This window comes from Bradyrhizobium sp., from assembly GCF_052389815.1.
Taxonomy (GTDB): Bacteria; Pseudomonadota; Alphaproteobacteria; order Rhizobiales; family Xanthobacteraceae; genus Bradyrhizobium.
Map to the genome: position 1 here is coordinate 86,179 of NZ_JBQTHN010000006.1, position 24,821 is coordinate 110,999.

The window sequence follows — 24,821 nt, forward strand, 5'->3', positions numbered from 1 at the left end:
GTCCTAAATCAGAGAGCATGATGACACTCGCCATACACGACCAGCGCCTGGCCAGGCCGGGCCCGCAAAACACCGCCGCGATGCGCGACTACGATTCGGTGCGCCGCGCCATCGCCTTCATCAGCGAGCATTGGCGCACGCAGCCGACCATCGAGGCAATGGCAGACGCGGCCGCCGTGACGCCGGACGAGCTGCACCATCTGTTCCGCCGCTGGGCCGGGCTGACGCCGAAGGCGTTCATGCAGGCGCTCACTCTCGACCATGCCAAGAGCCTGCTGCGCGACTCCGCGAGCGTGCTCGACGCCGCGCTCGACTCCGGCCTCTCCGGGCCGGGCCGGCTGCACGACCTGTTCGTGACGCACGAGGCGATGTCGCCGGGCGAATGGAAGAACGGCGGGGCCGGGCTGACGCTGCGCTACGGTTTTCATCCCTCCCCGTTCGGCACGGCGATCGTGATCGCCACCGAACGCGGCCTGTCGGGACTTGCCTTCGCCGATCCCGGCGAGGAACAAACCGCCTTCGCCGACATGACCCGGCGCTGGCCCAACGCCACCTATGTGAACGACAACGAAGGCACCGCCGAGCTCGCCAGCCGCATCTTCAACACCAAGCTGTGGCGGCCGGACCAGCCGTTGCGCGTGGTGCTGATCGGCACCGACTTCGAGGTGCGGGTGTGGGAGACGCTGCTGAAGATCCCGATGGGCCGCGCGGTGTCGTATTCCGACATCGCCTGCAAGATCAAAAGCCCGAAGGCCTCGCGCGCGGTGGGCGCCGCGGTCGGTCGCAATCCCGTGTCGTTCGTGGTGCCGTGCCACCGCGCCCTCGGCAAGAGCGGCGCGCTGACCGGCTATCACTGGGGCATCACCCGCAAGCAGGCGATGCTCGGCTGGGAAGCGGGACAGGTTGGGTTGAATTGAAAGAAAATGTAGGGTGGGCAAAGCCACCGGGTCGCGCGAACGCGCGTCCGACGGCGTGCCCACCTTCGAGAGCACAGACCGTGGAGGTGGGCACGGCGCAAGAGCGCCTTTGCCCACCCGACAGATCTACAGATCACGCCGCCAGATCGAGCTTCGCCGCGACCGTCGAATCCGCGTTGAGCCGGTAGATCACCGGCACGCCGGTGGCGAGCTCGCGCTTGATGATCTGCTCCGGCGTCAGCTTCTCCAGCACCATGATCAGCGCGCGCAGCGAGTTGCCGTGGGCGGCGACCAGCACGCGCTGGCCGCGCAGCACGCAGGGCAGGATCTCCTGCACGTAATAGGGCAGCGCGCGGGCGAGCGTGTCCTTCAGGCTCTCGCCGCCGGGCGGCGGCACGTCATAGGAGCGGCGCCAGATCAGCACCTGGTCCTCGCCCCATTTCTTGCGAGCGTCGTCCTTGTTCAGCCCTGAGAGATCGCCGTAATCGCGCTCGTTCAGCGCCAGGTTCTTCTGCGTCGGCAATCCGGTCTGGCCGATCTCGGCCAGCATCAGGTCCAGCGTATGCTGGGCGCGGGTGAGAACGGAGGTGAAGGCGAGGTCGAACGACAGGCCCTGCGCCTTCAGCTTGCGGCCGGCGGCTTTCGCCTCGGCAACGCCCTGCTCGCTGAGATCGGGGTCTTTCCACCCGGTGAAGAGGTTCTTCAGATTCCAGTCGCTCTGGCCGTGGCGCACGAGCACGAGAAGACGGTCGCTCATTCCAGTTGTCCGTATCTTGGTTTGAATTAGTCGGCGAGCCCCAGCACGTCGGCCATGGTGTAGAAGCCGGGCTTCTTGCCATGCGCCCACAACGCCGCCTTCACCGCGCCATGGGCGAAGATCATGCGGTCCTCGGCGTGATGCGACAGCGTCAGCCGCTCGGAAGGGCCGGCGAAGATGACACTGTGATCCCCCGCCGCGGTGCCGCCGCGCAGCGACGCAAAGCCGATGTCGCCGGGCCGGCGCGCGCCGGTATGGCCGTCGCGGCCGCGCGCCGAATGTTCTTCCAGCTTGATGCCGCGCCCGCTGGCAGCGGCCTCGCCGAGCATGAGCGCGGTGCCCGAGGGAGCATCGATCTTGGCGCTGTGATGCATCTCGAGGATTTCGATGTCGAAACTCTGGTCGAGCGACTTTGCGACGCGCTTGACCAGCGCGGCGAGCAGATTGACCCCGAGGCTCATGTTGCCCGACTTCACGACGACGGCGCGCCGGGTGACGCTCTTGATCACGGCCTCGTCCGAGACCGAAAGGCCGGTGGTGCCGATGACATGGACGAGCCCGCGCTCGGCGGCGATCGCCACATTGGCGATGGTGGCGCCGGGGACGGTGAAGTCGAGAATGCCGTCGGCATTGGCTGTGAGCGACCACAGATCGGCAGACAATTTGACGCCGTTCTCGGGCAGGCCTGCCAGCACACCGGCATCCTTGCCGAGGAGCGGCGAGGCTGGGGCTTCCAGCGCCCCGGTCAGCACCGCGCCCGGCGTTTCCGAAATGACGCGTGTCAGCGCGCGGCCCATCCGGCCGCCGGCTCCCGCAACGATCAAACGCATGTCGGCCATGGCAATACCTCTCCCCGCCCTATAGCGGGCGCAGGCTGTTCCGGCAACCAAGGGAGCCCCGCGAAGTCGTCATGCCCGGGCTTGCTGGCCATGACGAAAGCACCCGTCCCCGCCTCAGGGCTGCGGGCCGTCATAGCCCTCGATGATGATGAGATCGGCAATCGAATGCGGCTGCCGAACCCTGATGTTGGCCTGGTACTCCGGCGAATTGTAGCAGGCGAGCGCGGTGTCGTAGTCCTTGAACTCGATGACGACGTTGCGCGAGCGGCTCTGTCCCTCGACCGCGGCAAACTGACCGCCGCGTACGACATAGCGTCCGCCGAATTTCTTGAAGATCGCGAGATTGGCCGCCGCGTAGGGCTTGTAGCCCTCGTCGTTGTGAACGTCGACGCGACCGATCCAGTAGCCGTTAGCCATCTTGTTTTCCTTCCTTTTCAAACCAGTGATTGCGCGATCTCGGCATGGATCGCTTCCGCCGCCACCTTGGGATCGGCGGCTTCGACGATGGGCCGGCCGACCACGAGATAATCGGCACCGGCGGCAATGGCGCGGCCGGGCGTCATGATGCGTTTCTGGTCGCCGGTCGCAGCCCCTGCGGGGCGGATGCCCGGCGTCACCAGGTACATCTGGTGCCCGACGATCCTGTGCAGATGGGCCGCCTCTTCCGGCGAGCAGACGAGGCCGTCGACGCCGAGCACCTGCGCCTGCTGCGCGCGCGCCTCGACGAGATCGGAGACGTTGAGCCGATAGCCCGCGGCATGCAGGTCGCCGTCGTCATAGGAAGTCAGCACGGTGACGGCGAGAATCTTGAGGTTCGGCCCGCGCGCCTCGACCGCCGCCTTCATGGTCTGCGGATAGGCGTGCACGGTGAGGAACGTCGCGCCCGACTTCGCAATGCTTTCCACGCCGCGCGCCACGGTGTTGCCGATGTCGTGCAGCTTCAAATCGGCAAACACCTTCTTGCCGCGGTCGGCGAGCCGGCCGATCAGCGGCAATCCACCGGCATAGGCGAGCTGATAGCCGATCTTGTAGAAGGTGACGCTATCTCCGAGCTTGCCGATCATGGCTTCGGCCGCCTCGACGCCGGGCAGGTCGAGCGCCACGATCAGGCGGTCCCGGGGAGCGATCTTCGCGGGCTGCATGTCACCTCACATCATGCGTTGGGAGAATTCGATCAGCTGCCGCACCATGGCATCGAGCGCCTCGATATCGGCAGCGTGCTTCAAACGATCCTTGTCGTCATAGGCCTGCTCCGCAAACGACAGGGCAAGCTGGTTCGGCACCACGGTGGCGTGGCAGGCCGTCAGGATCAGCCGCAGCGCCGAAAGCGCGCGCGTGCCGCCGAGCCGATTGCCGGAGGCGGCGGCGATGGCAAAGGCGCGCTCACGAAACACCTGGCCGCGCGTCTCGTGCGGGTCCTGCACGCGGCTGATCCAGTCGATGGTGTTCTTCACCAGCGCGGGAACGGACGAGTTGTACTCCGGCGTCACGATCAGCACGCCGTGATGCGAACCCATCATGCGCTTGAGATTGACGGCGTTCTTCGGGACGCCGGACTTGGCCTGCAGGTCGCCGTCATAGATCGGCATGGGAAAATCCGACAGCGAGACGCGCGTCACTTCCGCGCCGGCCTGCACCAGCCGATGCGCAATCGTGGCGGCCAGCTTCGCATTGAGCGAGCCGGTTCGCAGCGATCCCGGGATCACGAGGATTTTCAGCGCAGGCATCTCTTGAAATCACGATCGGGACAAAACCCGTCGCGAGGAGCGCCGGGCGGATTAGCGCTTGCGATACACCCAGACCCGGGCGGGCGGAAGGTTCATCCAGATCCGCTCGGAGGCCTCTGTGGACACGCCGGGCAGCGATTTCGGGATCGGCGGGACCACGGAGTAGGTGAACTGCACGAAGGGCGCGCCCGGCGACAGGGCCGCAAAGGCGTCGCGGATCAGTTTCAGCCGGATCATCATCGGTTTTGTGACCAGCGGCAGGCCCGAGACCACGGCAGAGGCCGGCGCTTTCAGCACGTCTTTCAGCGAGGCGCGCAGCGTATAGGCATCGCCCTGCACGACGGTCGCCTGCGGATAGCGGTCGCGCAGCAGCGAGCAAAAGGAGGGATTGTATTCGACCAGCACGAGGCGCTTCTGGTCGACGCCCTGCTCGATCAACGCGCTGGTGATCGCGCCGGTGCCGGGGCCGAGCTCGACCACCGGGCCATCGGAATCGGCGTCGACATATTGCGCCATGGTGCGGGCGAGCAGCTTGCCTGAGGGCATGACTGCGCCCATGTGCAGCGGCTTCTCAATCCAGGATCGAAGAAAACGAACCTCGTCGTCGAGACGGATAGGCTTCTTCAACGCACGCGCGGACGACTGCAATGGCATTTCGCTACCAGGCGGGACCGCGATTAAGCGGGGGAATGTCAGAAAACAGTCATAAAGACGTATAGGTGGAAGGCCTTACGGTCAAGCGGGCGGATCGGTCAGGGACTGGCGCGATTGCCGAAGAAGTCCTTGACCTTGGAGAAGAATCCGACGGATTCCGGTTGCGTCGCGCCGGACGACAATTTTTCGAACTCCGCCAGCAGCTCCTGCTGCTTTTTGGTGAGATTTTGCGGGGTTTCGACCACGACCTGCACGTACATGTCGCCGGTCTGGCGCGAGCGCAGCACCGGCATGCCCTTGGATGCGATGCGGAATCGCCGGTTGGATTGCGTGCCGGCCGGGACTTTCACCCGCGTCTTGCCCTTGTCGATGGTGGGAACCTCGAATTCGCCGCCGAGCGCCGCCGTCACCATCGAGATCGGTACGCGGCAGTGCAGGTCGGCGCCATCGCGCTGGAAGAATTCGTGCGGGGCGAGCGAGAGGAAGATGTAGAGGTCGCCGGGCGGGCCACCGCGGACGCCGGCCTCGCCTTCGCCGGCGAGACGGATGCGGGTGCCGTCCTCGACGCCTTGCGGGATATTGACCGACAGCGTGCGCTCGCGCGAGACGCGGCCCTGGCCGGCGCAGGATGAACAGGCATCCTCGATCATCTGGCCGCGGCCCTGACAGCCCGGACAGGTCCGCTCCAGGGTGAAGAAGCCCTGCGCCTGGCGGATGCGCCCGGCGCCGCCGCAATGCGAGCAGGTCTTCGGCTTGGTGCCGGCCTTGGCACCGGTGCCCGAGCAGGATTCGCAGGTGACGGAAACGGGAATCTCGATCTGCGCGGTCTTGCCCTGGAACGCTTCCTCGAGCGTGATCTCCATGTTGTAGCGCAAGTCGGCGCCGCGCTCGCGGCCGCCGCGGCCGCGCTGGCTCGCCATGCCGAACAGGTCTTCGAAAATATCGGAAAAGGACGACGCAAAACCGGCGCCGAAGCCGGGGCCGCCGCCCGCACCCTGCTCGAAGGCGGCGTGTCCAAAGCGGTCATAGGCCGCGCGCTGCTGGCCGTCGTTGAGGATTTCGTAGGCTTCGTTGATTTCCTTGAAACGGACTTCGCTCTCGGCGTCGCCCGGATTGCGGTCCGGATGCCACTTCATCGCGAGCTTGCGAAAGGCCGATTTCAGCTTGCCCTCGTCGGCGTTACGCTCGACTTCCAAGGTCTCGTAATAGCAGCGCTTGGCAGACATCGGTCCGGTTCCGAATTCGCTAGCCCTCCCCCTCAGGGGATGCGTTTCAAAAGATGCAGCGATCGGCTTAACGAAAAATGACCCCCACCCTTCGAGACGCGGCGCGCACTCTCAGGCATGGGGGCCATGATCGCAAACCCGCTCGTTAAGCGGACTTCTTGTTGTTCTTGTCGTCGTCGACCTCGGTGAACTCCGCGTCGACGACGTCGTCCTTGGCGGCAGACTTGGCCGCGGCTTCGCCCTCGGCCTGCTGCTTGTACATGGCCTCGCCCAGCTTCATGGAAGCCTGCGCCAGCGTGTTGGTCTTGGCCTTGATGCCTTCCGCATCGTCGCCCTTCAGCGCTTCCTTGAGGTCGCTGACGGCATCCTCGATGGCCCGGCGCTCGCCCTCGGCGATCTTCGAGCCGTGCTCGGCCAGCGCCTTCTCGGTGGAATGCACCAGCGCGTCGGCGTGGTTCTTGGCGTCGACCGCCTCGCGGCGCTTCTTGTCCTCGGCCGCGTTGGCCTCGGCGTCCTTGACCATCTTCTCGATGTCGGCTTCGGACAGGCCGCCGGACGCCTGGATCCGGATCTGCTGCTCCTTGCCGGTCGCCTTGTCCTTGGCCGAGACGTTGACGATGCCGTTGGCGTCGATGTCGAAGGTGACCTCGATCTGCGGCATGCCGCGCGGCGCAGGCGGGATGCCCATCAGGTCGAACTGACCGAGCATCTTGTTGTCGGCCGCCATCTCGCGCTCGCCCTGGAAGACGCGGATGGTGACCGCGTTCTGGTTATCCTCGGCGGTCGAGAACACCTGGCTCTTCTTGGTCGGGATCGTGGTGTTGCGGTCGATGATGCGGGTGAACACGCCGCCCAGCGTCTCGATGCCCAGCGACAGCGGGGTCACGTCGAGCAGCAGCACGTCCTTGACGTCGCCCTGCAGCACGCCGGCCTGGATCGCCGCGCCGATCGCCACGACCTCGTCGGGGTTGACGCCCTTGTGCGGCTCCTTGCCGAACAGCTGCTTCACCACTTCCTGGACCTTCGGCATGCGGGTCATGCCGCCGACCAGCACCACTTCGCCGATCTCGCCGGCGGTGAGGCCGGCATCCTTCAGCGCCTTGCGGCAGGGCTCGATGGTCTTCTGCACGAGGTCGTCGACCAGCGCCTCGAACTTGGCGCGGGTGAGCTTCATGGTCAGATGCTTCGGCCCGGTCTGGTCCGCCGTGATGAACGGCAGGTTGATCTCGGTTTGCGTGGTCGACGACAACTCGATCTTGGCCTTTTCAGCGGCTTCCTTCAGGCGCTGCAGCGCGAGCTTGTCGTTGCGCAGGTTGATGCCCTGCTCCTTCTGGAACTCGTCGGCGAGATAGCCGACCAGGCGCATGTCGAAGTCTTCACCGCCGAGGAAGGTATCGCCGTTGGTGGACTTCACCTCGAACACGCCGTCGCCGATCTCGAGAATGGAGATATCGAAGGTGCCGCCGCCGAGGTCGTACACCGCTATGGTGCCGGTCTTGGTCTGGTCGAGGCCGTAGGCGAGCGCCGCCGCGGTCGGCTCGTTGATGATGCGCAGCTCTTCGAGGCCGGCGATCTTGCCGGCGTCCTTGGTGGCCTGACGCTGGGCGTCGTTGAAGTAGGCGGGCACCGTGATGACGGCCTGCTCGACCTTCTGGCCGAGATGGGCTTCAGCGGTCTCCTTCATCTTCTGCAGGATGAAGGCGGAAATCTGCGAAGGCGAATAGGTCTTGCCGTCGGCTTCGACCCAGGCGTCGCCGTTGGAAGCCTTGACGATCTTGTAGGGAACGAGCTTCTTGTCCTTCTCGACCATCGGGTCGTCGTAGCGGCGGCCGATCAGGCGTTTCACTGCGAAGAAGGTGCGCTCGGGATTGGTGACCGCCTGGCGCTTGGCCGGCTGGCCGACGAGGCGTTCGCCGTCGTCCGTGAAAGCGACGATCGAGGGCGTCGTCCGCATGCCCTCCGCGTTCTCAATGACTTTGGAAGTCTTGCCGTCCATGACGGCGACGCACGAATTGGTCGTGCCGAGGTCGATACCGATGACCTTGCCCATGATGCTATCCTCTTTTCTGCGGCAGGCTGGTCGGGCCCTGACGGCGCCCAAGACCGAACCCCCAGGAGTTCAAATACGCGCGATTGCGACGTTGAGCCTCATATAGGAGGGGGGGTTGTGCCCGCAAGGACCGTAAAGAACCTTTAGTCCATGAAAAGCCTGACCTTTGAAAGATCGTGTCGGGGTGGCAGGGCAAGATACCTCGGGCCGCGGCGGACTTTCCGATTGACGAATGGCTCGGCCATCCCGCCGATGGTGAGAACATTGCCTGAACTTCCCTCGCCCGAGCCGGACAAGCCCGCGCGACAAAGCGCTCGGGAACGAAATCGGGAGCGCCCTGTTGCCGGGGCGGCAAAAACGCTAAAAGCGGCCCGACCGAACGGGACGTCCCAGGCCGAGGGGGCCACGGCCGGCACGTCACCGAACGGCTTCATGCAAACCCGGTAGAAGATATCCATGACCCTGATCCGACGCCTGTTCGCGGCCGCGCTCCTCATGATCGCCGCGACAAACCCCGCCTCCGCCGCCGACCCCGTGTTTCCGCCGGGCGCGCGGGTGGGCCTGGTGCCTCTGGTCGGGCTCAACCGGGCAAAGTCCTTCATCGGCTTCGAAACCGAGGACAAGGGCGTCAAGGTCGTGATCGCCGACCTGCCGGCCGAGGCCTATAACGAGGTGTCCAACGCCTTCAAGGGCAACCCCAGCGGCGTCAGCGGCATCAAGCCGGAGAGCATCGAGACCGCTGCCGGCCTTGGCTATTACACGGTCGAGACGGCGAAGGACGGCGCCATCAATGTGCGGCGCTATTCGATGATGGTTCCGGGCATCGGCTTCTCCGGCTATGTCGCGGTGCAAGTCCCGGAAAATGTCTGGAAGATCTACAGCGACGATGCGGTGCGCCAGATGTTTGCCTCCGCCGTCGTTCGCAAGGAGGTGCCCGCCGACGAGCAGCTCGCGCTGCTGTCGTTCAAGGTCAGCGAGCGCAGCGAATTCAAGAATGTCCGCACGCTGGCGCCCGGAGCTGCCATCGTGCTTGCCGATGGCGACGAGACCACGGGATTTGAAGTCGCGCCCTTCATGATCATCGGCATCATCGGCCAAACCGCCGCCACACCCGACGATCGCGGCCGCTTTGCGCGGCAGATCGCATCGACGATCCCCGGCGTGCGCGAGGGTCGCATCACCATGTCCGAGCCGGTCCGCATCGACGGCCAGCCGGGTTACGAGACGCGGATCGAGGCGACCAGCGGCAAGGACAATACGCCCGTCACCATCGTGCAATGGCTGCGCTTCGGCTCGCAGACGGCGCTGCGCATCGTCGGCTCTTCGCCGCGCGAGGAATGGACCAAGGCGTTTCCGCGCTTCCGCGCCGTGCGCGATGGAATCCAGCCGCGCGGCTGACGGCGAAATTCGCAGGCGTGCCGAGAAATCTTGCTTTCGTCTGTACGCCAGCGGAACTAACCTCTCCTTGCATGCTCATCCCGGGAGAGTCACAATGTTGGATCGCCGACGGATTGTTGCAGGTCTCGGCGCGACAGCGATTGCAACCATGGTTTCCGACAAGCTCCGCGCGGCGGCTTCGATCAAGCCCGATGAAGGCTCCGCGCTTCTGGTGATCGACGTACAGAACTGCTTCCTGCCTGGCGGCAGTCTCGCCGTGAAGGACGGCGAGCAGGTGGTTCCCGTCATCAACAAGCTCGCGAAAGCATTCTCCAACGTGGTCCTGACGCAGGACTGGCACACCGGCGGCCATATCTCGTTTGCCTCCAGCCATGCCGGCAAGAAGCCGTTCGAAACCGTCAATCTCGACTACGGCAAGCAGGTGCTGTGGCCCGACCATTGCGTGCAGGGGACCGAGAGCGCGGCGCTGTCGAAGGACTTGCAGGTCCCGCATGCCGGTCTCGTCATCCGCAAGGGATTCCGCAAGAACGTCGACAGCTATTCCGCCTTCACCGAGGCCGACGGCAAGACCACGACGGGGCTCGCCGCGTATCTGAAGGCACGTAGCATCCACAAAGTATTTCTGGCCGGGCTTGCGACGGACTTCTGCGTCGCCTGGAGCGCGCTCGACGCGCGCAAGGCAGGCTTCGAGACCTATGTGATCGAGGACGCCTGCCGCGGCATCGACACGCAGGGTTCGCTTGCCAAAGCCTGGGCCGACATGACCCAGGCCGGCGTCAAACGCATTCAGTCCGCGGATATTGCCGCTTAGGCTGGGTCCCGAAAAGCTTGCCCCGCACTCGATGCGGGGTGGGCCACCGGTTTTTGGATCGGACCAAGCCCAAACATCAGGCTTCGGTCGAGACCGGGGCAGCCTTGGCGCCGCCCTTGGCAACGCCGACCAGCGCCGGCCGCAGCACGCGCTCGCCGATCGTGTAGCCGGCCTGCACGACCTGGACCACGGTGCCTGCGGGCACGGAAGGGTCGGGCACCTCGTACATCGCCTGCTGGAAGTTCGGATCGAACCGCTCTCCCGAGGGATCGAACTTCTTGACGCCGTTCTTCTCCAGCGCATTGAGCAGCGAGCGCTCGGTGAGCTCGACGCCCTCGATCAGCGCCTTCAGGCCGGGATCGGCGTTGGCCTTGGCTTCCGCCGGCACCGCATCGAGCGCGCGCTGCAGATTGTCGGCGATCTCGAGCACGTCGCGGGCAAAGCCGGTGATGCCGTAGGTCTTGGCGTCGGCGACCTCGCGCTTGGTGCGCGTGCGCAGATTCTCCATCTCCGCCAGCGTGCGCAACATCTTGTCGCGCGCCTCGGCAACTTCCTTCTCCAGGAGCTCCACCGAACCCGGTTCGGGATCGTCGGGCATCACATAGGGTTTCGAGACCACGGGCTCGCCGGCCTGCGCCGGATTTGCCGGATCATCGTTGGGCCGGTTGGGGTCGGTCATGGGTCGCCTTCTCGAAAAATCGCTTCGATCTTGAATTATCGGGGTTTCAGGCCCGCATATCGTGCTTTGGGAGCCGAAAATCAAGCGCAACTGGCCCGATTTCAGGGCAGATCAGCCACCCAGCATGCGGCTGACGATCCGCGCGGCATAGTCCACGGTCGGAATCACCCGGGCGTAGTTGAGCCGGGTCGGCCCGATCACGCCGAGCACGCCGACGATGCGTCCCCCCGCATCGGTATAGGGCGCGATGATGGTCGAGGAACCCGACAGCGAGAACAGCTTGCTCTCCGAGCCAATGAAGATGCGCACCCCCTCGGCGCTCTCGGCGCGGCCCAGGAGATCGATGACGCCGCGCTTGGTCTCGAGATCGTCGAACAGCGAGCGCACGCGCTCGAGATCTTCCAGCGCGTGCAAGTCCTCCAGCAGATTGGCGTGCCCGCGCACGATCAGCTGGCGTGCGTCGTTGTCGCCGCCGGACCAGCTGGCGATGCCGGCGGCAACAACCTTCTGCGCCAGCTGATCGAGCTCGGCGCGATCCTGCGCCAGCGCCGTCTCCAGTTCGAGCCGCGATTCCGCCAGCGTCCGGCCGCGGATCCGCGCATTGAGGAAATTGCCGGCTTCGGTAAGCGCCGAGGAGGGCACGCCCGGCGGCAGTGTCAGCACGCGATTCTCGACCTGGCCGTCCTCGCCGACCATCACCACCAGCGCCCGTTCCGGCTCCAGCCGCACGAATTCGATGTGCTTCAGCCGCGGGTTCGATTTGGGCGTCAGGACTACCGCGGCGGCGCGGGTCAGGCCCGACAGGCGCGTCAGCGCCTCGCCCAGCACGCCTTCGACCGATTGGGCCCGGCCGATGGAGGACAATTGCGACTGGATCGAGGCCCGCTCGGCCTCGGTGAGGTCGCCGACCTGCATAAGGGCATCGACGAAGAAGCGCAGGCCCCGCTCGGTCGGCAGCCGCCCGGCCGAGGTATGCGGCGCGTAGATCAGGCCGAGCTGCTCCAGGTCCGACATCACGTTGCGGACGGAGGCCGGCGACAGCGGAACCGCAATCAGGCGCGAGATGTTGCGCGAGCCGACGGGCTCGCCGGTCGCAAGGTAACTCTCGACGATCTGCCGGAAAATGTCCCGCGACCGCTCGTTGAGCTGGGCAAGCCCGGCATGCGGCGAGATCAGGCCGATCGGATCGTGGTGCGCCACGGTTAACTCCTCACAATCGCTCCTAATTTGGCCATCCGGCAGGCCGCTGACAAGCGTGCTTTCGGTGGGATCAAACAAGACTTGCCGGTAACCTTTCGCACACCTACAAGCACACCTTGTTTAAGCATGACCTATCCGGAAAACCGGTACCCACTTTTCCGGGTCATGCTTGCGGTTTTGCCCCAATTTCCGGAGGATTTCCCATGCGGCCCAGCCGCCGTGCCCCCGACCAACTGCGCCCCGTCAGCCTGGAACGCGGCGTCGTCAAATATGCGGAAGGCTCCTGCATGGTGAAATTCGGCGACACCCATGTGCTGGTCACCGCCACGCTGGAGGAGCGGTTGCCGCCCTGGCTGAAGGGCCAGGGCCGCGGCTGGGTCACCGCCGAATACGGCATGCTGCCGCGGGCGACGCTGGAACGCACCCGCCGCGAGGCCGCCGCCGGCAAGCAGGGCGGGCGAACCGTGGAAATCCAGCGCCTGATCGGCCGCTCGCTGCGCGCAGCCGTCGACCTGCAAGCGCTCGGCGAGCGCCAGATCACCATCGACTGCGACGTGATCCAGGCCGATGGCGGCACCCGCACCGCCTCCATCACCGGCGCCTGGGTCGCGCTCGCCGACTGCCTCGGCTGGATGAAGGCGCGCAACATGCTGAAGGCGAACGTGTTGCGCGACAATGTCGCGGCGATCTCCTGCGGCATCTATCAGGGCACGCCGGTGCTCGATCTCGACTATGCCGAGGATTCGGAGGCCGAGACCGACGCCAACTTCGTGATGACCGGGGACGGCCGCATCATCGAGGTGCAGGGCACCGCCGAGAAGACGCCGTTCTCCGAGACCGAGTTCCTGGCGCTGATGACCCTGGCCAAGAAGGGCGTGGCGCGGCTGGTCGACCTGCAGAAGATCGCGGTGGCCTGAGCTTTCGCATGCACCGACAGATCACCGGCAAGCTGGTCATCGCGACCCACAATCCCGGCAAGCTCGCCGAGATGCGCGAATTGCTGGCGCCGCATGGCGTGGAAGCGGTCTCCGCCGGCGAGCTTGGGCTCGGCGAGCCCGAGGAGACCGGACCGACGTTCCGCAGCAACGCCGCCATCAAGGCGATGGCGGCGGCAAAGGCCGCGCAGCTTCCCGCCTTTGCCGACGATTCCGGCCTTGCGGTCGACGCGCTCGACGGCGCGCCCGGCATCCATTCGGCGCGGTGGGCCGGCGACGGCAAGGATTTTGCGGGCGCCATGTCGCGGATCGAACGTCTACTGCAGGAGCGCGGCGCCGCCACGCCCGACAAGCGCAAGGCGCATTTCGTCTCGGCGCTGTGCGTCGCCTGGCCCGACGGCCATATCGAGGAAGTCGAGGCCAGGGCCGATGGAACGCTGGTCTGGCCGCCGCGCGGCACGGCCGGCTTCGGCTACGATCCGGTCTTTCTTCCCGACGGCCACGCGCGTACCTTCGGCGAGATGACCAGCGTCGAGAAACACGGCCTGCCTCCGCTCGGGCTCGGCCTCTCCCATCGCGCCCGCGCTTTCGTCAAGCTCGCGGAGATCTGCCTCAATGGCCGCTGAGCGACCCGCTTTCGGCGTCTATGTGCACTGGCCGTTCTGCCTGTCGAAATGTCCCTATTGCGACTTCAACAGCCATGTCCGCCACGCGCCGGTCGACGAGCCGCGCTTCGTCCAAGCGTTCGCCCGCGAGATCGAGACGACGGCGCAGCGGGCAGGAAGGCGCGAAGTCTCCTCGATCTTCCTCGGCGGCGGCACGCCGTCGCTGATGCGGCCCGAGACCGTCGGCGCCATCCTCGATGCGATCGGCAAGCACTGGCGCGTGCTTGATGATGTCGAGGTGACGCTGGAGGCAAATCCGACCAGCGTGGAAGCGACGCGCTTCCGCGGTTATCGCGCCGCCGGCGTCAACCGCGTGTCGCTCGGCGTGCAAGCCATGGACGACGCTTCGCTGAAGGCGCTGGGGCGGCTGCACACGGCGCGCGAGGCGCTCGATGCGGTTGCCATCGCGCGAGGCGCGTTCGACCGCTACTCGTTCGATTTGATCTATGCCCGGCCGGACCAGACGCCGGCGATGTGGGCCGCCGAGCTGAAGCTTGCGATCGGCGAAGCGGCCGAGCATTTTTCGCTCTACCAGCTCACCATCGAGCAAGGCACGCCGTTTTTCGGCCTCCACGCGGCCGGCAAATTGCAGATCCCGGATGAGGCGACCGCACGCGCGCTCTACGATGTGACGCAGGATGTCTGTGCCAAGCACGGCCTGCCCGCCTACGAGATTTCCAATCACGCGCGGCAAGGGGCCGAGTGCCGGCACAACCTGGTCTACTGGCGCGGCGAGGAATATGCCGGCGTCGGCCCCGGCGCCCACGGCCGCCTCGACATCAACGGCGTCAGGCACGCCATCGCCACCGAGAAGCGCCCTGAGTCGTGGCTGATGCGGGTCGAGGCGAGCGGCCATGGCGTCGTCACCGACGACATCCTCAACAGCGAGGAGCGCGCCGACGAATTTTTGCTGATGGGGCTGCGCCTGACGGAAGGCATCGATCCGCGCCGCTATCAGGCGCTGTCGGGCCGCCCGCTCGACCCGAGCCGCATCGCGCTACTCCGCGAGGAAGGCGCCATCTCGGTCGACGCCGACGGCAGGCTGCGGGTGACGCAGGCCGGATTTCCGGTGCTCGATGCCGTCGTGGCGGACCTGGCGGCGTAGCCCTCCCGGTGCATGATCGGTGCACCGCCCGCTGGATCAAAAATCGCGAAAACAACCCCATGCAAAGTAGGAAGGTGGCCAGCGCCCCCATTCGCCAGGGCGATAAATGTTACGCGCCAAAGCTCTTCGGCGAGCCCGCAACGGTTACGCCGCCGTTGGGCGTCACCTTCATCACCGCAAGGCCGCGTTCGTTGGTGCCGTCCGAGCGGAAGCGGAACAGCCCGTCGATGCCGGCAAAGCCGGACGGGTTGGTCAGCGTTTCCGGCGCAAAGCGCTGCGCGCCTTGCGTGCGCGCCAGTGCCGCCATCAGAGCGACCGCGTCATAGGCGAGCGTCGCGGTGCGAACCGGCTCGGCGCCGAAGCGCTGACGGTAGCGGCCGGAGAAGGCGCGGAAGCCGGACGGATCCGGCGCGGCGTAGAGGCCGCCCTGCAGCGACTGGCTGGCGAACACGCGCGGATTGTCCCACAGGCCCGTGCCGAGCATCTGGATGTTGCGCAGGTTCGAGCCTGCCGCGGTGAGCGCGTCGGCGGTCGCCACGACGGAATCGCCGTCATCGGCGATCATCAGCGCATCGGCCGAGCCGAGCATCTGCGCCACCGCGCGCGCAGGCGTGGCGCGATCGCCGCTGTACTTTTCGAATGCAATGACGCGGCCCCTGCGGCCCGCCGCCTGCTTGAAGGCGGCTTCGACCACGTTGCCATAGGCGTTGTCGGGCACCAGCGCCGCAAAGGAACGCTTGCCGGTGCCGGCCGCGTAATCGACGATGCGGCTGACGTCGGACTCGGGAAGGAAGCTCAGGAGATACACGCCGCGCCCGGCAACGCTCGAATCGGTCGAGAACGCGATCACCGAAATGCCGCGTGTGCGCGCGACCTGCGCCACGGCCGGCACGGAGGCGGCAAACAGCGGCCCCAGGATGACTTCGGCGCCTTCGCCGAGCGCCTGCTGTGCGGCAGCATTGGCGCCTTGCGGGGTGGCGCCGTCATCCTTGATCAGCAGCTGGATGTTCGGATTCTGGAATTCGGACAGCGCCATTTCGGCGGCGTTCTTCATCGACTGCGCCGCCGTGCCGGCATTGCCGGCTGCCGAAAGCGGCAGGATCAGCCCGACCCTGACCTGTCCGCTGCCGACCGCGGTCGGCTCCTGCGGCGGGCCGGCCGGCGCCTCCGAACCGCCGAACGGGCTGGAGAACTGGCTGAAACTCTGCTGCACGCTGGCGCAGGCCCCGAGCAACGGCGCGCCGAGGATCAAACCAATTGCGCTCCGCCGGGTCGCGCCCGAGGGCGGACTACCCGAAGATTGGGGTTTGCGGTCGAGCGGGCCCACCATGTCTCTCTTCTCTAGACCGACCAAAATCGGCCAGACTCCCTCCCTAAGTGGGGCGTGGATTCAGGCATATTGTCGACGAAAAGTTAACCAAAACAAAAGGTTTATGGTCGTGTGGCGCCACTGCCAGCCAGTTCGACCCCTCTTGCATCGCCGCCGCGCTGCCCGCATCCCCGGATGGCGTAAACGCCATGCTCCCTCTAGATTGATATTATGCGCGCAAAAGCCAGTTCAATATACGGGTCTGACGCCGAAACGGGTTCTGGCTCACGGACTTTTTCGGTTGGCGGCCACGTCCTGCCCGCGCCAAGGCCGGTTCCCGGCCTTTATCTGGTGGCGACGCCGATCGGCAACCTTGCCGATATCACGCTGCGCGCGCTGGAGACATTGGCCGGCGCCGACCTCATCGCCTGCGAAGACACCCGCATCACCCATCGCCTGATCGACCGCTACCTGATCTCGGCGCAGCTGACACCCTATCACGAGCACAATGCGGCCGCCGCGCGGCCGAAGATCCTGGAGAAGCTCGCGCAGGGCGCATCCGTCGCGCTGGTATCCGACGCCGGCACGCCGCTGATTTCCGATCCCGGCTTCAAGCTGGTGCGCGAGGCCTGCGCGGCTGGCCATGCCGTCGTTGCGATCCCCGGTCCCTCCTCGGTATTGACCGCGCTTTCGGTCGCGGCGCTGCCGACCGACCGCTTCTTCTTCGAGGGTTTCCTGCCGTCGCGGCAGACGGCGCGCCGCACGCGGCTGGCCGAGCTTGCGCGCATCGATGCGACGCTGGTCATGTTCGAATCCGGCAACCGCGTCCAGGACACGCTGGCCGATCTCGCCGAAATCATGGGCGCGCGCGAGGCTGCGATCTGCCGCGAGCTGACCAAGCTGCATGAGGAGGTGACACGCGCTTCCCTTGCCGAGCTGGCCGCGAAGGCGGACGAACTGGAAACGCGCGGCGAGTTCGTGCTCGTGATCGGTCCGCCCGCGGCGGGCAGCACGATCATGGCGGAGAACCAGCTCGACGATGTGCTGCGCGCTTCACTGAGCCGCGACAGCGTCAAGGATGCGGTCGCGCACGCGGTCGAGGTATCGGGGCGGCCGCGCCGCGAGGTCTATGCCCGCGCCCTGGAGCTGGCGAAGCAAATCCGGGGCGGGCATGGCGAAGACTGAGAACGCCTCGCCCGAACGCGTCGCGGCCTTCCGCACCGGCCTGTCAGCCGAAAGCCGGGCTGCGGCCTATCTCATGGCGAAAGGCTACCGCATCCTGGCAAAACGCTTCCGCACGCCCTATGGCGAGATCGATCTCGTCGTGCGCAAGCGCAATCTGCTCGCCTTCGTTGAGGTCAAGGCCAGAGCCAGCCTCGACGACGCCGCCTGGGCCGTGACGCCGCGCCAGCAGCAGCGCATCATCAATGCGGCGCAAGCCTGGCTGATGGCGCATCCCGAGCATGCAGAATTCGAGATGCGTTTCGACGCCATGCTGATTGCGCCGCGCAGCCTGCCACGCCATCTCCTGGCGGCATTCGACGCCAGCCCTTAGTTGTTTGAGCATGATCTTTTCGGAAAACCGCTTCACACTTTTCCGGATCATGCTCTAAAGAGCATCACAAGAAGGACCGGATACCCCGAAGATGAAACTGAACGTCGCCGTCCAGATGGACCCCATCGCGCGCATCAACATCCGCGGCGATTCCACCTTTGCGCTGCTGCTGGAGGCGCAGAAGCGCGGCCATGGCCTTTCCTACTACACCCCCGACAAGATTTCGCTGCGCGGCGGCGAACTGGTGGCGCCGGTGCAGAAGCTGAGCGTGCGCGACGAGGAAGGCAGCCATTTCACGCTGGCCGAGGCCAAGCGCGAACCGCTCAACGGTTTTGACGTCATCCTGTTGCGGCAGGACCCGCCCTTCGACCTCGCCTACATCACCTCGACGCATCTGCTCGAAGGCATCCACCCCAAGACGCTGGTCGTGAACAATCCGGCCTCGGTGCGCAACGCGCCGGAAAAGCTGTTCGTGATGAACTTTACGCAGCTGATGCCGCCGACGCTGATCTCGCGCGACCTCGACGAGATCAACTCCTTCCGCAAGGAACATGGCGCCGTCGTGATGAAGCCGCTGCACGGCCATGGCGGCGCGGCGGTGTTCCGCGTGATGCCGCAGGACATGAATTTCGGCTCGCTGTTCGACATGTTCTCGGTCACCTTCCGCGAGCCCTGGGTGATCCAGCGCTTCCTCCCCGAGGTGAAGAACGGCGACAAGCGCATCATCCTGGTCGACGGCGAGTTTGCCGGCGCCGTCAACCGCGTGCCGGCGGCCGACGACCTGCGTTCCAACATGGTGCGCGGCGGTGCCGCGCAGGCGACCGATCTGTCGCCGCGCGAGCGCGAAATCTGCGCCGCGCTTGGACCGGCGCTGCGCGAGCGCGGGCTGTTGTTCGTCGGCATCGACGTGATCGACGGCAATCTGACCGAGATCAACGTCACCTCGCCGACGGGCATCCGCGCCATCGCGCGGCTCGGCGGGCTCGATGTCGCCGGGAAGATCTGGGATACGATCGAAGCGAGGCGCGGCGGGAAATAGAACTTCCTCCAACGCCTCCGCGGCAGCGGCGCTGTACCACTCTGCTCTTTTCGCAGACCTGATGCCTATTGCCACGTTGCCGGGGCAGGCGCAGCATGTTCGTGCGCGGGTCACCGTGGGGCTGGTCGGCCTTCGCTACAAAACAGAAGTGTGGAGGAACGAATGACGACCCAACTATCGCGACGGTCTCTCCTTGCCCTTGGCGCCGGCTTCGGCGCATCGGCCATGCTCGGTAGCACCGCGCTCGCCAAGGCGCCGAAGCTCAATACCCAAACGCCCTACTGGCACCGCTTCGTGGTTGGCGATGCCGAGATCACCGTCGTCTCCGACGGCCCGCTTCCGCTCGGCGATCCCTCCGGCACCTTCACCGGCGTGCCGAAGGAAGAAGTGAAGAAGATGCTGGTCGACAACTTCATGAATCCCGACAACGTCGTGCTCGAGCAGAACTCCCCGGTGGTCAATATCGGCGACAAGCTCGTGCTGTTCGACACCGGCATGGGCACCTCCAAGATGTTCGGACCCACCACGGGCCAGCAGCAGAAGAACCTCGCGGCGTCAGGCATCAAGGCTGCCGACATCGACGCTGTCGTCTGCACGCACGCCCATATCGACCATATCGGCGGCCTCGTCGGCGCCGACGACAAGCCGCTGTTCCCCAACGCGCAGGTCTACATCACACAGGCCGATTACGATTTCTGGACCGACGAGGGCAAGCTCGGCAGTCCGTTGAAGGACTTCGTCCTCCACGCCCGCAAGAACCTGCTGCCGGTGAAGGATCGCCTGGTCTTCATCAAGGACGGCCAGGAGTTCCTGCCCGGCATCCAGGCGATCGCGGCGCCCGGGCACACCGTCGGCCACACCATTTTCATGGTGACCTCGAAGGGCAAGTCCTTCTCCTTCCTCGGCGACCTCACCCACCATTCGGTGCTGCTGATGGAAAAGCCGCGGATGGAATTCTCCTACGACACCGATCCGAAGCAGTCGGCCGCGACGCGGGTGAAGCTGCTGGACATGCTGGCCGCGCAGAAGATTCCCGTGATGGCCTATCATTTCGCCTGGCCGGGATATGGTCATGTTGCGAAGGCAGGCGAGGGATTCCGGTTTTATCCGGAGCCGATGAATATGCAGCTGTGACTCGGAAGGGCCCGGACGGCCGAAAAACCGTCCGGCCCTTGTTTTGTGCCTGTAATGTTCTCATTGCCGTCACCGGATCGTGTGCTTTCCACACCCAAAGCGGTGGATAGCTGCCGGTTAATAGAGGGTTAAGTCGAGTTTTACTTTCGCTCCCTAATCTCCGGGCTAATGAGTCATCAGGGTTGTGCCCCGATTCTCATCAACCGGAGATTCCCCTGTGACGAACGAAAACCAAGAACCGCCTACCGTAGACCCTGACGATATCCCAGAGACCCTTTGCATTGGTCGCTGCAATCTCTCTGCCGGACCGGGGCCATTGGCTACCCTGATCTTCACCACGGTTCGCGCTAAGGCCGGGCCGCTCGTCAATGCTGGCGTTTTCGAACACGAGAACGTAGTGCGCGCCCGCATAGTCACACCGCTGGAGCAGCTGGTCGCGCTCAGGGACATGCTGAACAAAGCAATTCAAGAATCCCCTGCTCGGGGTGGAGTAGGTTCATACACCTTGAATTGACCCTTCGCTGTCGTCCGTTTTCGAGGTTTACGAGCGGCGTCACGGAATTTTTGAACCTGAGACTTTGACTTGGGCATGTGATGTCCGATCTGACGAAGCCGCCGGCATACTACTACATCGCCTGCATTGATGAAGCGGGCGACCCGGGGATTCGTCGCGTGCGACCGATCGATCCTACGGGCGCCAGTGAGTGGTTGGTTCTTGGTTGCTCTCTTATCCAAGTTAGAAGCGAAGGTGACCAAGTGCTATGGGTACGCCAAATCCTCGATAAGTTGGAGATGAAACAGCAAACCGTGCTGCATTTCCGCGAGCTGGACGATTGGCGAAAGCCGCTCGCCTGCCAGTTCCTCGGGAGCATCAAGGATGTCCGATGTTTTGCGATGCTTTCTAACAAAAAGAACATGAAGGGACACGGCAACATAAGGGCAGCGTCGAGAAGCGAGGGCATTGGAATCGATCAAGTCTTCTACAATTGGTGCTTGCGCATCATCCTAGAACGGGTGACCGATTTCGTTTACCGCCATTCGATCCGGGCCTACGGAGTGCCGCGTCACGTCAAGATAATCCTAGGTGAGCGCGGCACCCACAGCTACGCGCGCGCGACGTGGTACGCTCAAATGTTGAAAGATCAAAGCAAGGCGGGAACGACCTATCTCTCCAAAAGAACCATCAAATGGGAGGTCTTCGACTCTCGCCTGATTCAGGTGTCGCAGCCCCAAGTGAATGCCGGGCTTCAATTAGCTGATGTCGTCGCTAGTTCGTTCTTTCAGGGCGTAGATATTCTCCCGCCTACGAATTTCGACACAAACAACGCGCGCCTACTGAAACCTCGAATAGCCGAGAAGGATGGTGTGTTTGAAAACTTCGGCGTGACGTTCCTGCCCTTCAAATATTACGAGTCGGACCTCCGACCGGAGCAAATAGATCTGCTCGAATTCTACGGCTTCGACCGCTTCCGTTTTCATGCCCGACGGTGAAAAAAAGCGGCAGGCCCCGGCCTTGTTGCCACCAACGGAGAGATGTAGGTCGCTACCGCGAGCGGCCTTGTCCGCAAGTTGCCTCCGACGCGCGTGTCTTCGGCCCAAGGTGGTTCCGGCGTATCCTGCCAGAATCAATCTATAGCTGATTCAGCATTATGAATCAAGCAGTTAGCTAACCCATTGGCGCGAATCATTTTTTGCGCTGCATGAAATCGAACGTTAGCGGATGCCCATAGGTCAGGCCCTTGCCTGTGGCACCCTTGATCGCCTTCTCCGCTCGATCCTGATCGTCAGCGCCAAGCGTGACGCGGTTGCTGGGAGGTACTTTTCCCTGCCGTTTTATGCGCCGGCGGGTCCGCCAATTGGCGCAAGCTGTTGTTTCCCGTAAGGACTCGGAAGAATCCGACTCCCTTCTGAAGGGCGTCGTTCAGATCAGCGAACGACAGCTTGGTGGCATATCCACCGTTCCGATTGCGTAGTCGGATGCCGTCGTCCCAGATCACATAATCTGCATGAGACACACCATTTCGCAGATCGTCCCGAAATGCACCCTCAAGAAGTTCTGAAAGCCTTGAATGACCAACCGCCTTGGCGGTTATCGCCAAATCTCGGAACGTCGCGTTGGCGTTGGGACCGATTATTCTCCGCGAAGATTGGCGCACCCCTCACAAGATCCTTGAAGGGCCAAAGCAGATAGGGCTTCAGCGTGATAACGCCAAAGACGTTCTTCAGAGTTTCGTATACCCCTCCCGCTTCTGCCAGCTGACAGTAAAGCATTAGTACTACGCGTAGCTCAGCTTTGGATAAGGGCCGCTTCTTGTCGGTGCATCCTCGGATTTCTTCGAAGACCTCGTACGCAGTAATTGTTGTTGTCCACCCAGCATCTTGCATGCCTCGAAACTCGCCGCTCAGTGACATAGCGAAGTCGAGTTCATTCATCTGCCGCGCAAATGCGAAGAGGTGCGAGAGATGCCGATTTAGCTCAGTGAGGTAATCTTTCGAATTCAACTGCTATGGCTCCGACGTTGGGACGAAAGGCAGGTCGATCATGCGTCTCGTTTGTTCCTGTAATGTTCTTGCACATCAGACTATCTTCCGCTACCTTCGATTGCGGCAGGGAGCGGCATGGTTCAGCGGGTTTCCACGGTAGCTTTTGAGGGGATCGAGGCCCGCGCGGTCGACGTGCAGGTGCAGATCGTGCCCGGGCTGCCGGCGTTTGCCATCGTCGGCCTGCCGGACAAGGCGGTGTCGGAGGCGCGCGAGCGGGTACGCTCGGCGCTGATCGCCTCGGGGCTGGCGCTGCCGGCGCGGCGAATCATCGTCAACCTCGCGCCCGCCGACCTGCCCAAGGAAGGCAGCCATTACGACCTGCCGATCGCGCTCGGCCTGATGGCGGCGATCGGCGCCATACCGCCGGATGCACTCAGCGGCTACACGGTGCTTGGCGAGCTCGGGCTCGACGGATCGATCGCGCCCGTCGCGGGCGTGCTGCCGGCCGCCATCGGCGCCAATGCGCGCGAGGAGGGGCTGATCTGCCCCGCCGCCTGCGGCTCGGAGGCGGCATGGGCGAGCCCGGACATCCAGATCGTCGCGGCGAAATCGCTGATCCAGATCGCCAACCATTTCAAGGGCACGCAGGTGCTGTCGCGGCCGCAGCCGAAGGTGCACGAGGTCGCCGAGACCCAGCTCGACCTGCGCGACATCAAGGGCCAAGAGAGCGCCAAGCGGGCGCTGGAGATCGCCGCGGCCGGCGGTCATCACCTCCTGATGATCGGCTCGCCCGGCGCCGGCAAGTCGATGCTGGCGGCGCGGCTGCCCTCGATCCTGCCGCCGCTGTCGCCGGCGGAGCTGCTGGAAGTCTCGATGATCGCTTCCGTCGCCGGCGAAATCCGCGACGGCGCGCTGACCGCGCGGCGGCCGTTCCGCTCGCCGCACCATTCCGCCAGCATGGCCGCGCTCACCGGTGGCGGCGTCCGCGCGCGGCCCGGCGAGATATCGCTGGCGCATCAGGGCGTGCTGTTCCTCGACGAATTGCCGGAGTTCGATGCGCGCGTTCTGGATTCGCTGCGCCAGCCGCTGGAGAACGGCGAGGTTTCGGTGTCGCGCGCCAATCACCGCGTCACCTATCCGGCGCGCTTCATGCTGGTGGCGGCGATGAACCCCTGCCGCTGCGGCCACGCCTATGAGCCCGGCTATGCCTGCAAGCGCGGCAGCAATGACCGCTGCACATCGGACTACCAGATGCGGATATCAGGCCCGCTGATGGACCGCATCGACCTGCGCATCGAAGTGCCGGCGGTAACCGCGGCCGATCTGATTCTGCCGCCGCCTGCCGAAGGCTCCGCCGAAGTCGCCGCCCGCGTTGCCGCCGCGCGCGATATCCAGCTGAAACGGTTTGCGGCGGCCGGCATGCCGAACATCCGCACCAATGCCGAGGCGCCGGCCTCGCTGCTCGAGACGATCGCGCAGCCAGATGCGGCCGGACAGAAGCTGCTGCGCGATGCGGCCGAGACCATGCGTCTGACCGCACGCGGCTATCACCGGGTGCTGCGGGTGGCGCGCACGCTTGCCGACCTCGACGGCACCGAGAAGATCGGCCGGCTGCACCTCGCCGAAGCGCTGTCCTATCGTGCATTGGCCGACGACCTGCGCCGGGCGGCGTGAACCTGCCGCGCGTCAACGCGGCAGTAACCACTCTTCTTTACACTCCACCAACCATAAGCCCGCGCGTGTTGCCGGGCCTGGTGAGTGAAGTGAGTGTTCCATGTTGCGTTTCCGGATTCTGGCTTCGGTCGTTCCCCTGGCGGTTACCGCCTTCCTCGCCCGCGGCGAGCTGTTTGCCGACACGCATCCCTGCATCGCGGTGGCCGATACCTCGGTGCAGCTGACGTCCCTGCCCTGGCAGTCCAGCCTGCAAGTCAGCTTCACGACCAATCCGGCAAAGGCGACCGTCCGGGTGCAGGTGATCGACCAGGCCGAGGCCGCCGACTTCGCCGTGATCGACGACGCCACCGCCGAAGGCAGCGGCTGCCAGTCCAGCCGGCCACCGCAACTGGTGTCGATCTCCAAGAGCTTTTCGGCAGCCGATCCCGTGATCTACCTGACCAAGGATGGTCCGGCCGACTACCGGATCTTCGTGCAGTCGAAGACATTCTCGATGCTCGATGCCGCGGCCCTGATCGTCGGCGCACGCGGCGGGCGCCTGCACGGCCGGTCCGCCTCGCTTTAACCACTCATCAACCCTGTTTGTATCGCGCCCTGAGGGCGCGATACCGCCTCAAGCACTTTGCAACGGAGCCAACGCATCGTGGCGGCGCGGGCCGCGGG

Annotated in this window: 26 protein-coding genes; 14 read left to right on the forward strand and 12 right to left on the reverse strand. The window is 64.7% G+C overall.

The features are described from left to right. Nucleotides 1-17: 17 nt before the first annotated feature. The gene (locus ACT4OC_RS02550; RefSeq protein ID WP_444837468.1) at nt 18-917 is read left to right on the forward strand and encodes a methylated-DNA--[protein]-cysteine S-methyltransferase; all 900 of its coding nucleotides are present in this window, start codon (nt 18-20) and stop codon (nt 915-917) included. A gap of 133 nt (nt 918-1,050) precedes the next feature. Here the strand turns inward: ACT4OC_RS02550 and ACT4OC_RS02555 are convergent, their stop codons facing one another. From ACT4OC_RS02555 to ACT4OC_RS02595, 9 genes are all read right to left on the reverse strand, one after another. Further along, a complete protein-coding gene (locus tag ACT4OC_RS02555; protein WP_444837430.1) occupies nt 1,051-1,674 on the reverse strand; it encodes a 2,3-bisphosphoglycerate-dependent phosphoglycerate mutase in 624 nt (207 codons plus the stop codon). Nucleotides 1,675-1,700: 26 nt separating this feature from the next. After that, the gene (gene dapB / locus ACT4OC_RS02560; RefSeq protein ID WP_444837431.1) at nt 1,701-2,513 is read right to left on the reverse strand and encodes a 4-hydroxy-tetrahydrodipicolinate reductase; all 813 of its coding nucleotides are present in this window, start codon (nt 2,511-2,513) and stop codon (nt 1,701-1,703) included. A 114-nt stretch (nt 2,514-2,627) separates the two neighbouring features. Next, nucleotides 2,628-2,930, reverse strand: coding sequence for a DUF1330 domain-containing protein (locus ACT4OC_RS02565; RefSeq protein ID WP_444837432.1), 303 nt, complete (start codon nt 2,928-2,930; stop codon nt 2,628-2,630). 17 nt (nt 2,931-2,947) lie between these two features. After that, nucleotides 2,948-3,655, reverse strand: coding sequence for an orotidine-5'-phosphate decarboxylase (gene pyrF / locus ACT4OC_RS02570; protein ID WP_444837433.1), 708 nt, complete (start codon nt 3,653-3,655; stop codon nt 2,948-2,950). Between the two features lie 6 nt (nt 3,656-3,661). Beyond that, on the reverse strand, nt 3,662-4,240 hold the full coding sequence (locus ACT4OC_RS02575) for an NADPH-dependent FMN reductase (RefSeq protein ID WP_444837434.1): 579 nt from the start codon (nt 4,238-4,240) through the stop codon (nt 3,662-3,664). 51 nt (nt 4,241-4,291) lie between these two features. Continuing rightward, the gene (locus tag ACT4OC_RS02580) at nt 4,292-4,894 is read right to left on the reverse strand and encodes a class I SAM-dependent methyltransferase (RefSeq protein ID WP_444837435.1); all 603 of its coding nucleotides are present in this window, start codon (nt 4,892-4,894) and stop codon (nt 4,292-4,294) included. Between the two features lie 98 nt (nt 4,895-4,992). Beyond that, nucleotides 4,993-6,120 (reverse strand): molecular chaperone DnaJ, encoded by a 1,128-nt coding sequence (gene dnaJ, locus ACT4OC_RS02585; protein ID WP_444837436.1) that lies wholly within the window; start codon nt 6,118-6,120, stop codon nt 4,993-4,995. Nucleotides 6,121-6,265: 145 nt separating this feature from the next. After that, nucleotides 6,266-8,170, reverse strand: a complete 1,905-nt coding sequence (dnaK, locus tag ACT4OC_RS02590) for a molecular chaperone DnaK (protein WP_444837437.1) — start codon at nt 8,168-8,170, stop codon at nt 6,266-6,268. Nucleotides 8,171-8,313: 143 nt separating this feature from the next. After that, nucleotides 8,314-8,628, reverse strand: a complete 315-nt coding sequence (locus ACT4OC_RS02595) for a hypothetical protein (RefSeq protein WP_444837438.1) — start codon at nt 8,626-8,628, stop codon at nt 8,314-8,316. On the opposite strand from ACT4OC_RS02595, the gene ACT4OC_RS02600 reads away from it, so the two are divergent. Both ACT4OC_RS02600 and pncA read left to right on the forward strand, forming a co-directional pair. Further along, a complete protein-coding gene (locus tag ACT4OC_RS02600) occupies nt 8,627-9,568 on the forward strand; it encodes a hypothetical protein (protein WP_444837439.1) in 942 nt (313 codons plus the stop codon). The two genes, ACT4OC_RS02595 and ACT4OC_RS02600, sit on opposite strands and share 2 nt — an antisense overlap. A 94-nt stretch (nt 9,569-9,662) precedes the next feature. Then, nucleotides 9,663-10,379 carry a bifunctional nicotinamidase/pyrazinamidase gene (gene pncA, locus ACT4OC_RS02605; RefSeq protein ID WP_444837440.1) on the forward strand — a complete coding sequence of 239 codons (717 nt, stop codon included), beginning with the start codon at nt 9,663-9,665 and terminating at the stop codon, nt 10,377-10,379. 76 nt (nt 10,380-10,455) lie between these two features. Here the strand turns inward: pncA and grpE are convergent, their stop codons facing one another. Continuing rightward, complete coding sequence (grpE, locus tag ACT4OC_RS02610; RefSeq protein ID WP_444837441.1) at nt 10,456-11,058, reverse strand: nucleotide exchange factor GrpE; 603 nt, start codon at nt 11,056-11,058, stop codon at nt 10,456-10,458. Between the two features lie 111 nt (nt 11,059-11,169). Then, nucleotides 11,170-12,258, reverse strand: a complete 1,089-nt coding sequence (gene hrcA / locus ACT4OC_RS02615; RefSeq protein WP_444837442.1) for a heat-inducible transcriptional repressor HrcA — start codon at nt 12,256-12,258, stop codon at nt 11,170-11,172. A 203-nt stretch (nt 12,259-12,461) separates the two neighbouring features. On the opposite strand from hrcA, the gene rph reads away from it, so the two are divergent. From rph to hemW, 3 genes are read left to right on the forward strand one after another with little or no spacing between them, the layout of a single operon-like run. Beyond that, nucleotides 12,462-13,175: a ribonuclease PH gene (rph, locus tag ACT4OC_RS02620; protein ID WP_444837443.1), complete on the forward strand. Its 714-nt coding sequence runs from the start codon at nt 12,462-12,464 to the stop codon at nt 13,173-13,175. A gap of 8 nt (nt 13,176-13,183) precedes the next feature. Beyond that, complete coding sequence (gene rdgB / locus ACT4OC_RS02625) at nt 13,184-13,819, forward strand: RdgB/HAM1 family non-canonical purine NTP pyrophosphatase (RefSeq protein WP_444837444.1); 636 nt, start codon at nt 13,184-13,186, stop codon at nt 13,817-13,819. Continuing rightward, the gene (hemW, locus tag ACT4OC_RS02630) at nt 13,809-14,963 is read left to right on the forward strand and encodes a radical SAM family heme chaperone HemW (protein ID WP_444837445.1); all 1,155 of its coding nucleotides are present in this window, start codon (nt 13,809-13,811) and stop codon (nt 14,961-14,963) included. The genes rdgB and hemW overlap by 11 nt, the downstream gene beginning before the upstream one ends. Before the next feature lie 109 nt (nt 14,964-15,072). Here the strand turns inward: hemW and ACT4OC_RS02635 are convergent, their stop codons facing one another. After that, nucleotides 15,073-16,293, reverse strand: a complete 1,221-nt coding sequence (locus tag ACT4OC_RS02635) for a penicillin-binding protein activator (protein WP_444837446.1) — start codon at nt 16,291-16,293, stop codon at nt 15,073-15,075. Between the two features lie 210 nt (nt 16,294-16,503). On the opposite strand from ACT4OC_RS02635, the gene rsmI reads away from it, so the two are divergent. The 8 genes from rsmI (at nt 16,504) to ACT4OC_RS02675 (ending at nt 24,723) form a co-directional block, all read left to right on the forward strand. Continuing rightward, nucleotides 16,504-17,457, forward strand: coding sequence for a 16S rRNA (cytidine(1402)-2'-O)-methyltransferase (gene rsmI, locus ACT4OC_RS02640; protein ID WP_444837447.1), 954 nt, complete (start codon nt 16,504-16,506; stop codon nt 17,455-17,457). Continuing rightward, nucleotides 17,444-17,827, forward strand: coding sequence for a YraN family protein (locus tag ACT4OC_RS02645; protein WP_444837448.1), 384 nt, complete (start codon nt 17,444-17,446; stop codon nt 17,825-17,827). The genes rsmI and ACT4OC_RS02645 overlap by 14 nt, the downstream gene beginning before the upstream one ends. A 91-nt stretch (nt 17,828-17,918) precedes the next feature. Beyond that, the gene (gene gshB, locus ACT4OC_RS02650; RefSeq protein ID WP_444837449.1) at nt 17,919-18,866 is read left to right on the forward strand and encodes a glutathione synthase; all 948 of its coding nucleotides are present in this window, start codon (nt 17,919-17,921) and stop codon (nt 18,864-18,866) included. 162 nt (nt 18,867-19,028) lie between these two features. Continuing rightward, the gene (locus ACT4OC_RS02655; protein WP_444837450.1) at nt 19,029-20,000 is read left to right on the forward strand and encodes an MBL fold metallo-hydrolase; all 972 of its coding nucleotides are present in this window, start codon (nt 19,029-19,031) and stop codon (nt 19,998-20,000) included. Between the two features lie 316 nt (nt 20,001-20,316). Then, complete coding sequence (locus tag ACT4OC_RS02660; RefSeq protein WP_444837451.1) at nt 20,317-20,514, forward strand: hypothetical protein; 198 nt, start codon at nt 20,317-20,319, stop codon at nt 20,512-20,514. Between the two features lie 80 nt (nt 20,515-20,594). Continuing rightward, nucleotides 20,595-21,491, forward strand: coding sequence for a DUF3800 domain-containing protein (locus ACT4OC_RS02665; RefSeq protein ID WP_444837452.1), 897 nt, complete (start codon nt 20,595-20,597; stop codon nt 21,489-21,491). Nucleotides 21,492-22,619: 1,128 nt separating this feature from the next. Then, a complete protein-coding gene (locus tag ACT4OC_RS02670) occupies nt 22,620-24,158 on the forward strand; it encodes a YifB family Mg chelatase-like AAA ATPase (RefSeq protein WP_444837453.1) in 1,539 nt (512 codons plus the stop codon). 100 nt (nt 24,159-24,258) lie between these two features. Further along, a complete protein-coding gene (locus tag ACT4OC_RS02675) occupies nt 24,259-24,723 on the forward strand; it encodes a hypothetical protein (protein ID WP_444837454.1) in 465 nt (154 codons plus the stop codon). The last annotated feature ends 98 nt before the right edge of the window (nt 24,724-24,821 follow it).

Excerpts from the sequence above, each read along its gene's own strand:
- ACT4OC_RS02550 (WP_444837468.1), top strand. The coding sequence starts at position 18 with ATGATGACACTCGCCATACACGACCAGCGCCTGGCCAGGCCGGGCCCG.
- ACT4OC_RS02555 (WP_444837430.1), bottom strand. The coding sequence starts at position 1,674 with ATGAGCGACCGTCTTCTCGTGCTCGTGCGCCACGGCCAGAGCGACTGG.
- dapB (WP_444837431.1), bottom strand. The coding sequence starts at position 2,513 with ATGGCCGACATGCGTTTGATCGTTGCGGGAGCCGGCGGCCGGATGGGC.
- ACT4OC_RS02565 (WP_444837432.1), bottom strand. The coding sequence starts at position 2,930 with ATGGCTAACGGCTACTGGATCGGTCGCGTCGACGTTCACAACGACGAG.
- pyrF (WP_444837433.1), bottom strand. The coding sequence starts at position 3,655 with ATGCAGCCCGCGAAGATCGCTCCCCGGGACCGCCTGATCGTGGCGCTC.
- ACT4OC_RS02575 (WP_444837434.1), bottom strand. The coding sequence starts at position 4,240 with ATGCCTGCGCTGAAAATCCTCGTGATCCCGGGATCGCTGCGAACCGGC.
- ACT4OC_RS02580 (WP_444837435.1), bottom strand. The coding sequence starts at position 4,894 with ATGCCATTGCAGTCGTCCGCGCGTGCGTTGAAGAAGCCTATCCGTCTC.
- dnaJ (WP_444837436.1), bottom strand. The coding sequence starts at position 6,120 with ATGTCTGCCAAGCGCTGCTATTACGAGACCTTGGAAGTCGAGCGTAAC.
- dnaK (WP_444837437.1), bottom strand. The coding sequence starts at position 8,170 with ATGGGCAAGGTCATCGGTATCGACCTCGGCACGACCAATTCGTGCGTC.
- ACT4OC_RS02600 (WP_444837439.1), top strand. The coding sequence starts at position 8,627 with ATGACCCTGATCCGACGCCTGTTCGCGGCCGCGCTCCTCATGATCGCC.
- ACT4OC_RS02595 (WP_444837438.1), bottom strand. The coding sequence starts at position 8,628 with ATGGATATCTTCTACCGGGTTTGCATGAAGCCGTTCGGTGACGTGCCG.
- pncA (WP_444837440.1), top strand. The coding sequence starts at position 9,663 with ATGTTGGATCGCCGACGGATTGTTGCAGGTCTCGGCGCGACAGCGATT.
- grpE (WP_444837441.1), bottom strand. The coding sequence starts at position 11,058 with ATGACCGACCCCAACCGGCCCAACGATGATCCGGCAAATCCGGCGCAG.
- rph (WP_444837443.1), top strand. The coding sequence starts at position 12,462 with ATGCGGCCCAGCCGCCGTGCCCCCGACCAACTGCGCCCCGTCAGCCTG.
- rdgB (WP_444837444.1), top strand. The coding sequence starts at position 13,184 with ATGCACCGACAGATCACCGGCAAGCTGGTCATCGCGACCCACAATCCC.
- hemW (WP_444837445.1), top strand. The coding sequence starts at position 13,809 with ATGGCCGCTGAGCGACCCGCTTTCGGCGTCTATGTGCACTGGCCGTTC.
- ACT4OC_RS02635 (WP_444837446.1), bottom strand. The coding sequence starts at position 16,293 with ATGGTGGGCCCGCTCGACCGCAAACCCCAATCTTCGGGTAGTCCGCCC.
- rsmI (WP_444837447.1), top strand. The coding sequence starts at position 16,504 with ATGCGCGCAAAAGCCAGTTCAATATACGGGTCTGACGCCGAAACGGGT.
- ACT4OC_RS02645 (WP_444837448.1), top strand. The coding sequence starts at position 17,444 with ATGGCGAAGACTGAGAACGCCTCGCCCGAACGCGTCGCGGCCTTCCGC.
- gshB (WP_444837449.1), top strand. The coding sequence starts at position 17,919 with ATGAAACTGAACGTCGCCGTCCAGATGGACCCCATCGCGCGCATCAAC.
- ACT4OC_RS02655 (WP_444837450.1), top strand. The coding sequence starts at position 19,029 with ATGACGACCCAACTATCGCGACGGTCTCTCCTTGCCCTTGGCGCCGGC.
- ACT4OC_RS02665 (WP_444837452.1), top strand. The coding sequence starts at position 20,595 with ATGTCCGATCTGACGAAGCCGCCGGCATACTACTACATCGCCTGCATT.
- ACT4OC_RS02670 (WP_444837453.1), top strand. The coding sequence starts at position 22,620 with ATGGTTCAGCGGGTTTCCACGGTAGCTTTTGAGGGGATCGAGGCCCGC.
- ACT4OC_RS02675 (WP_444837454.1), top strand. The coding sequence starts at position 24,259 with ATGTTGCGTTTCCGGATTCTGGCTTCGGTCGTTCCCCTGGCGGTTACC.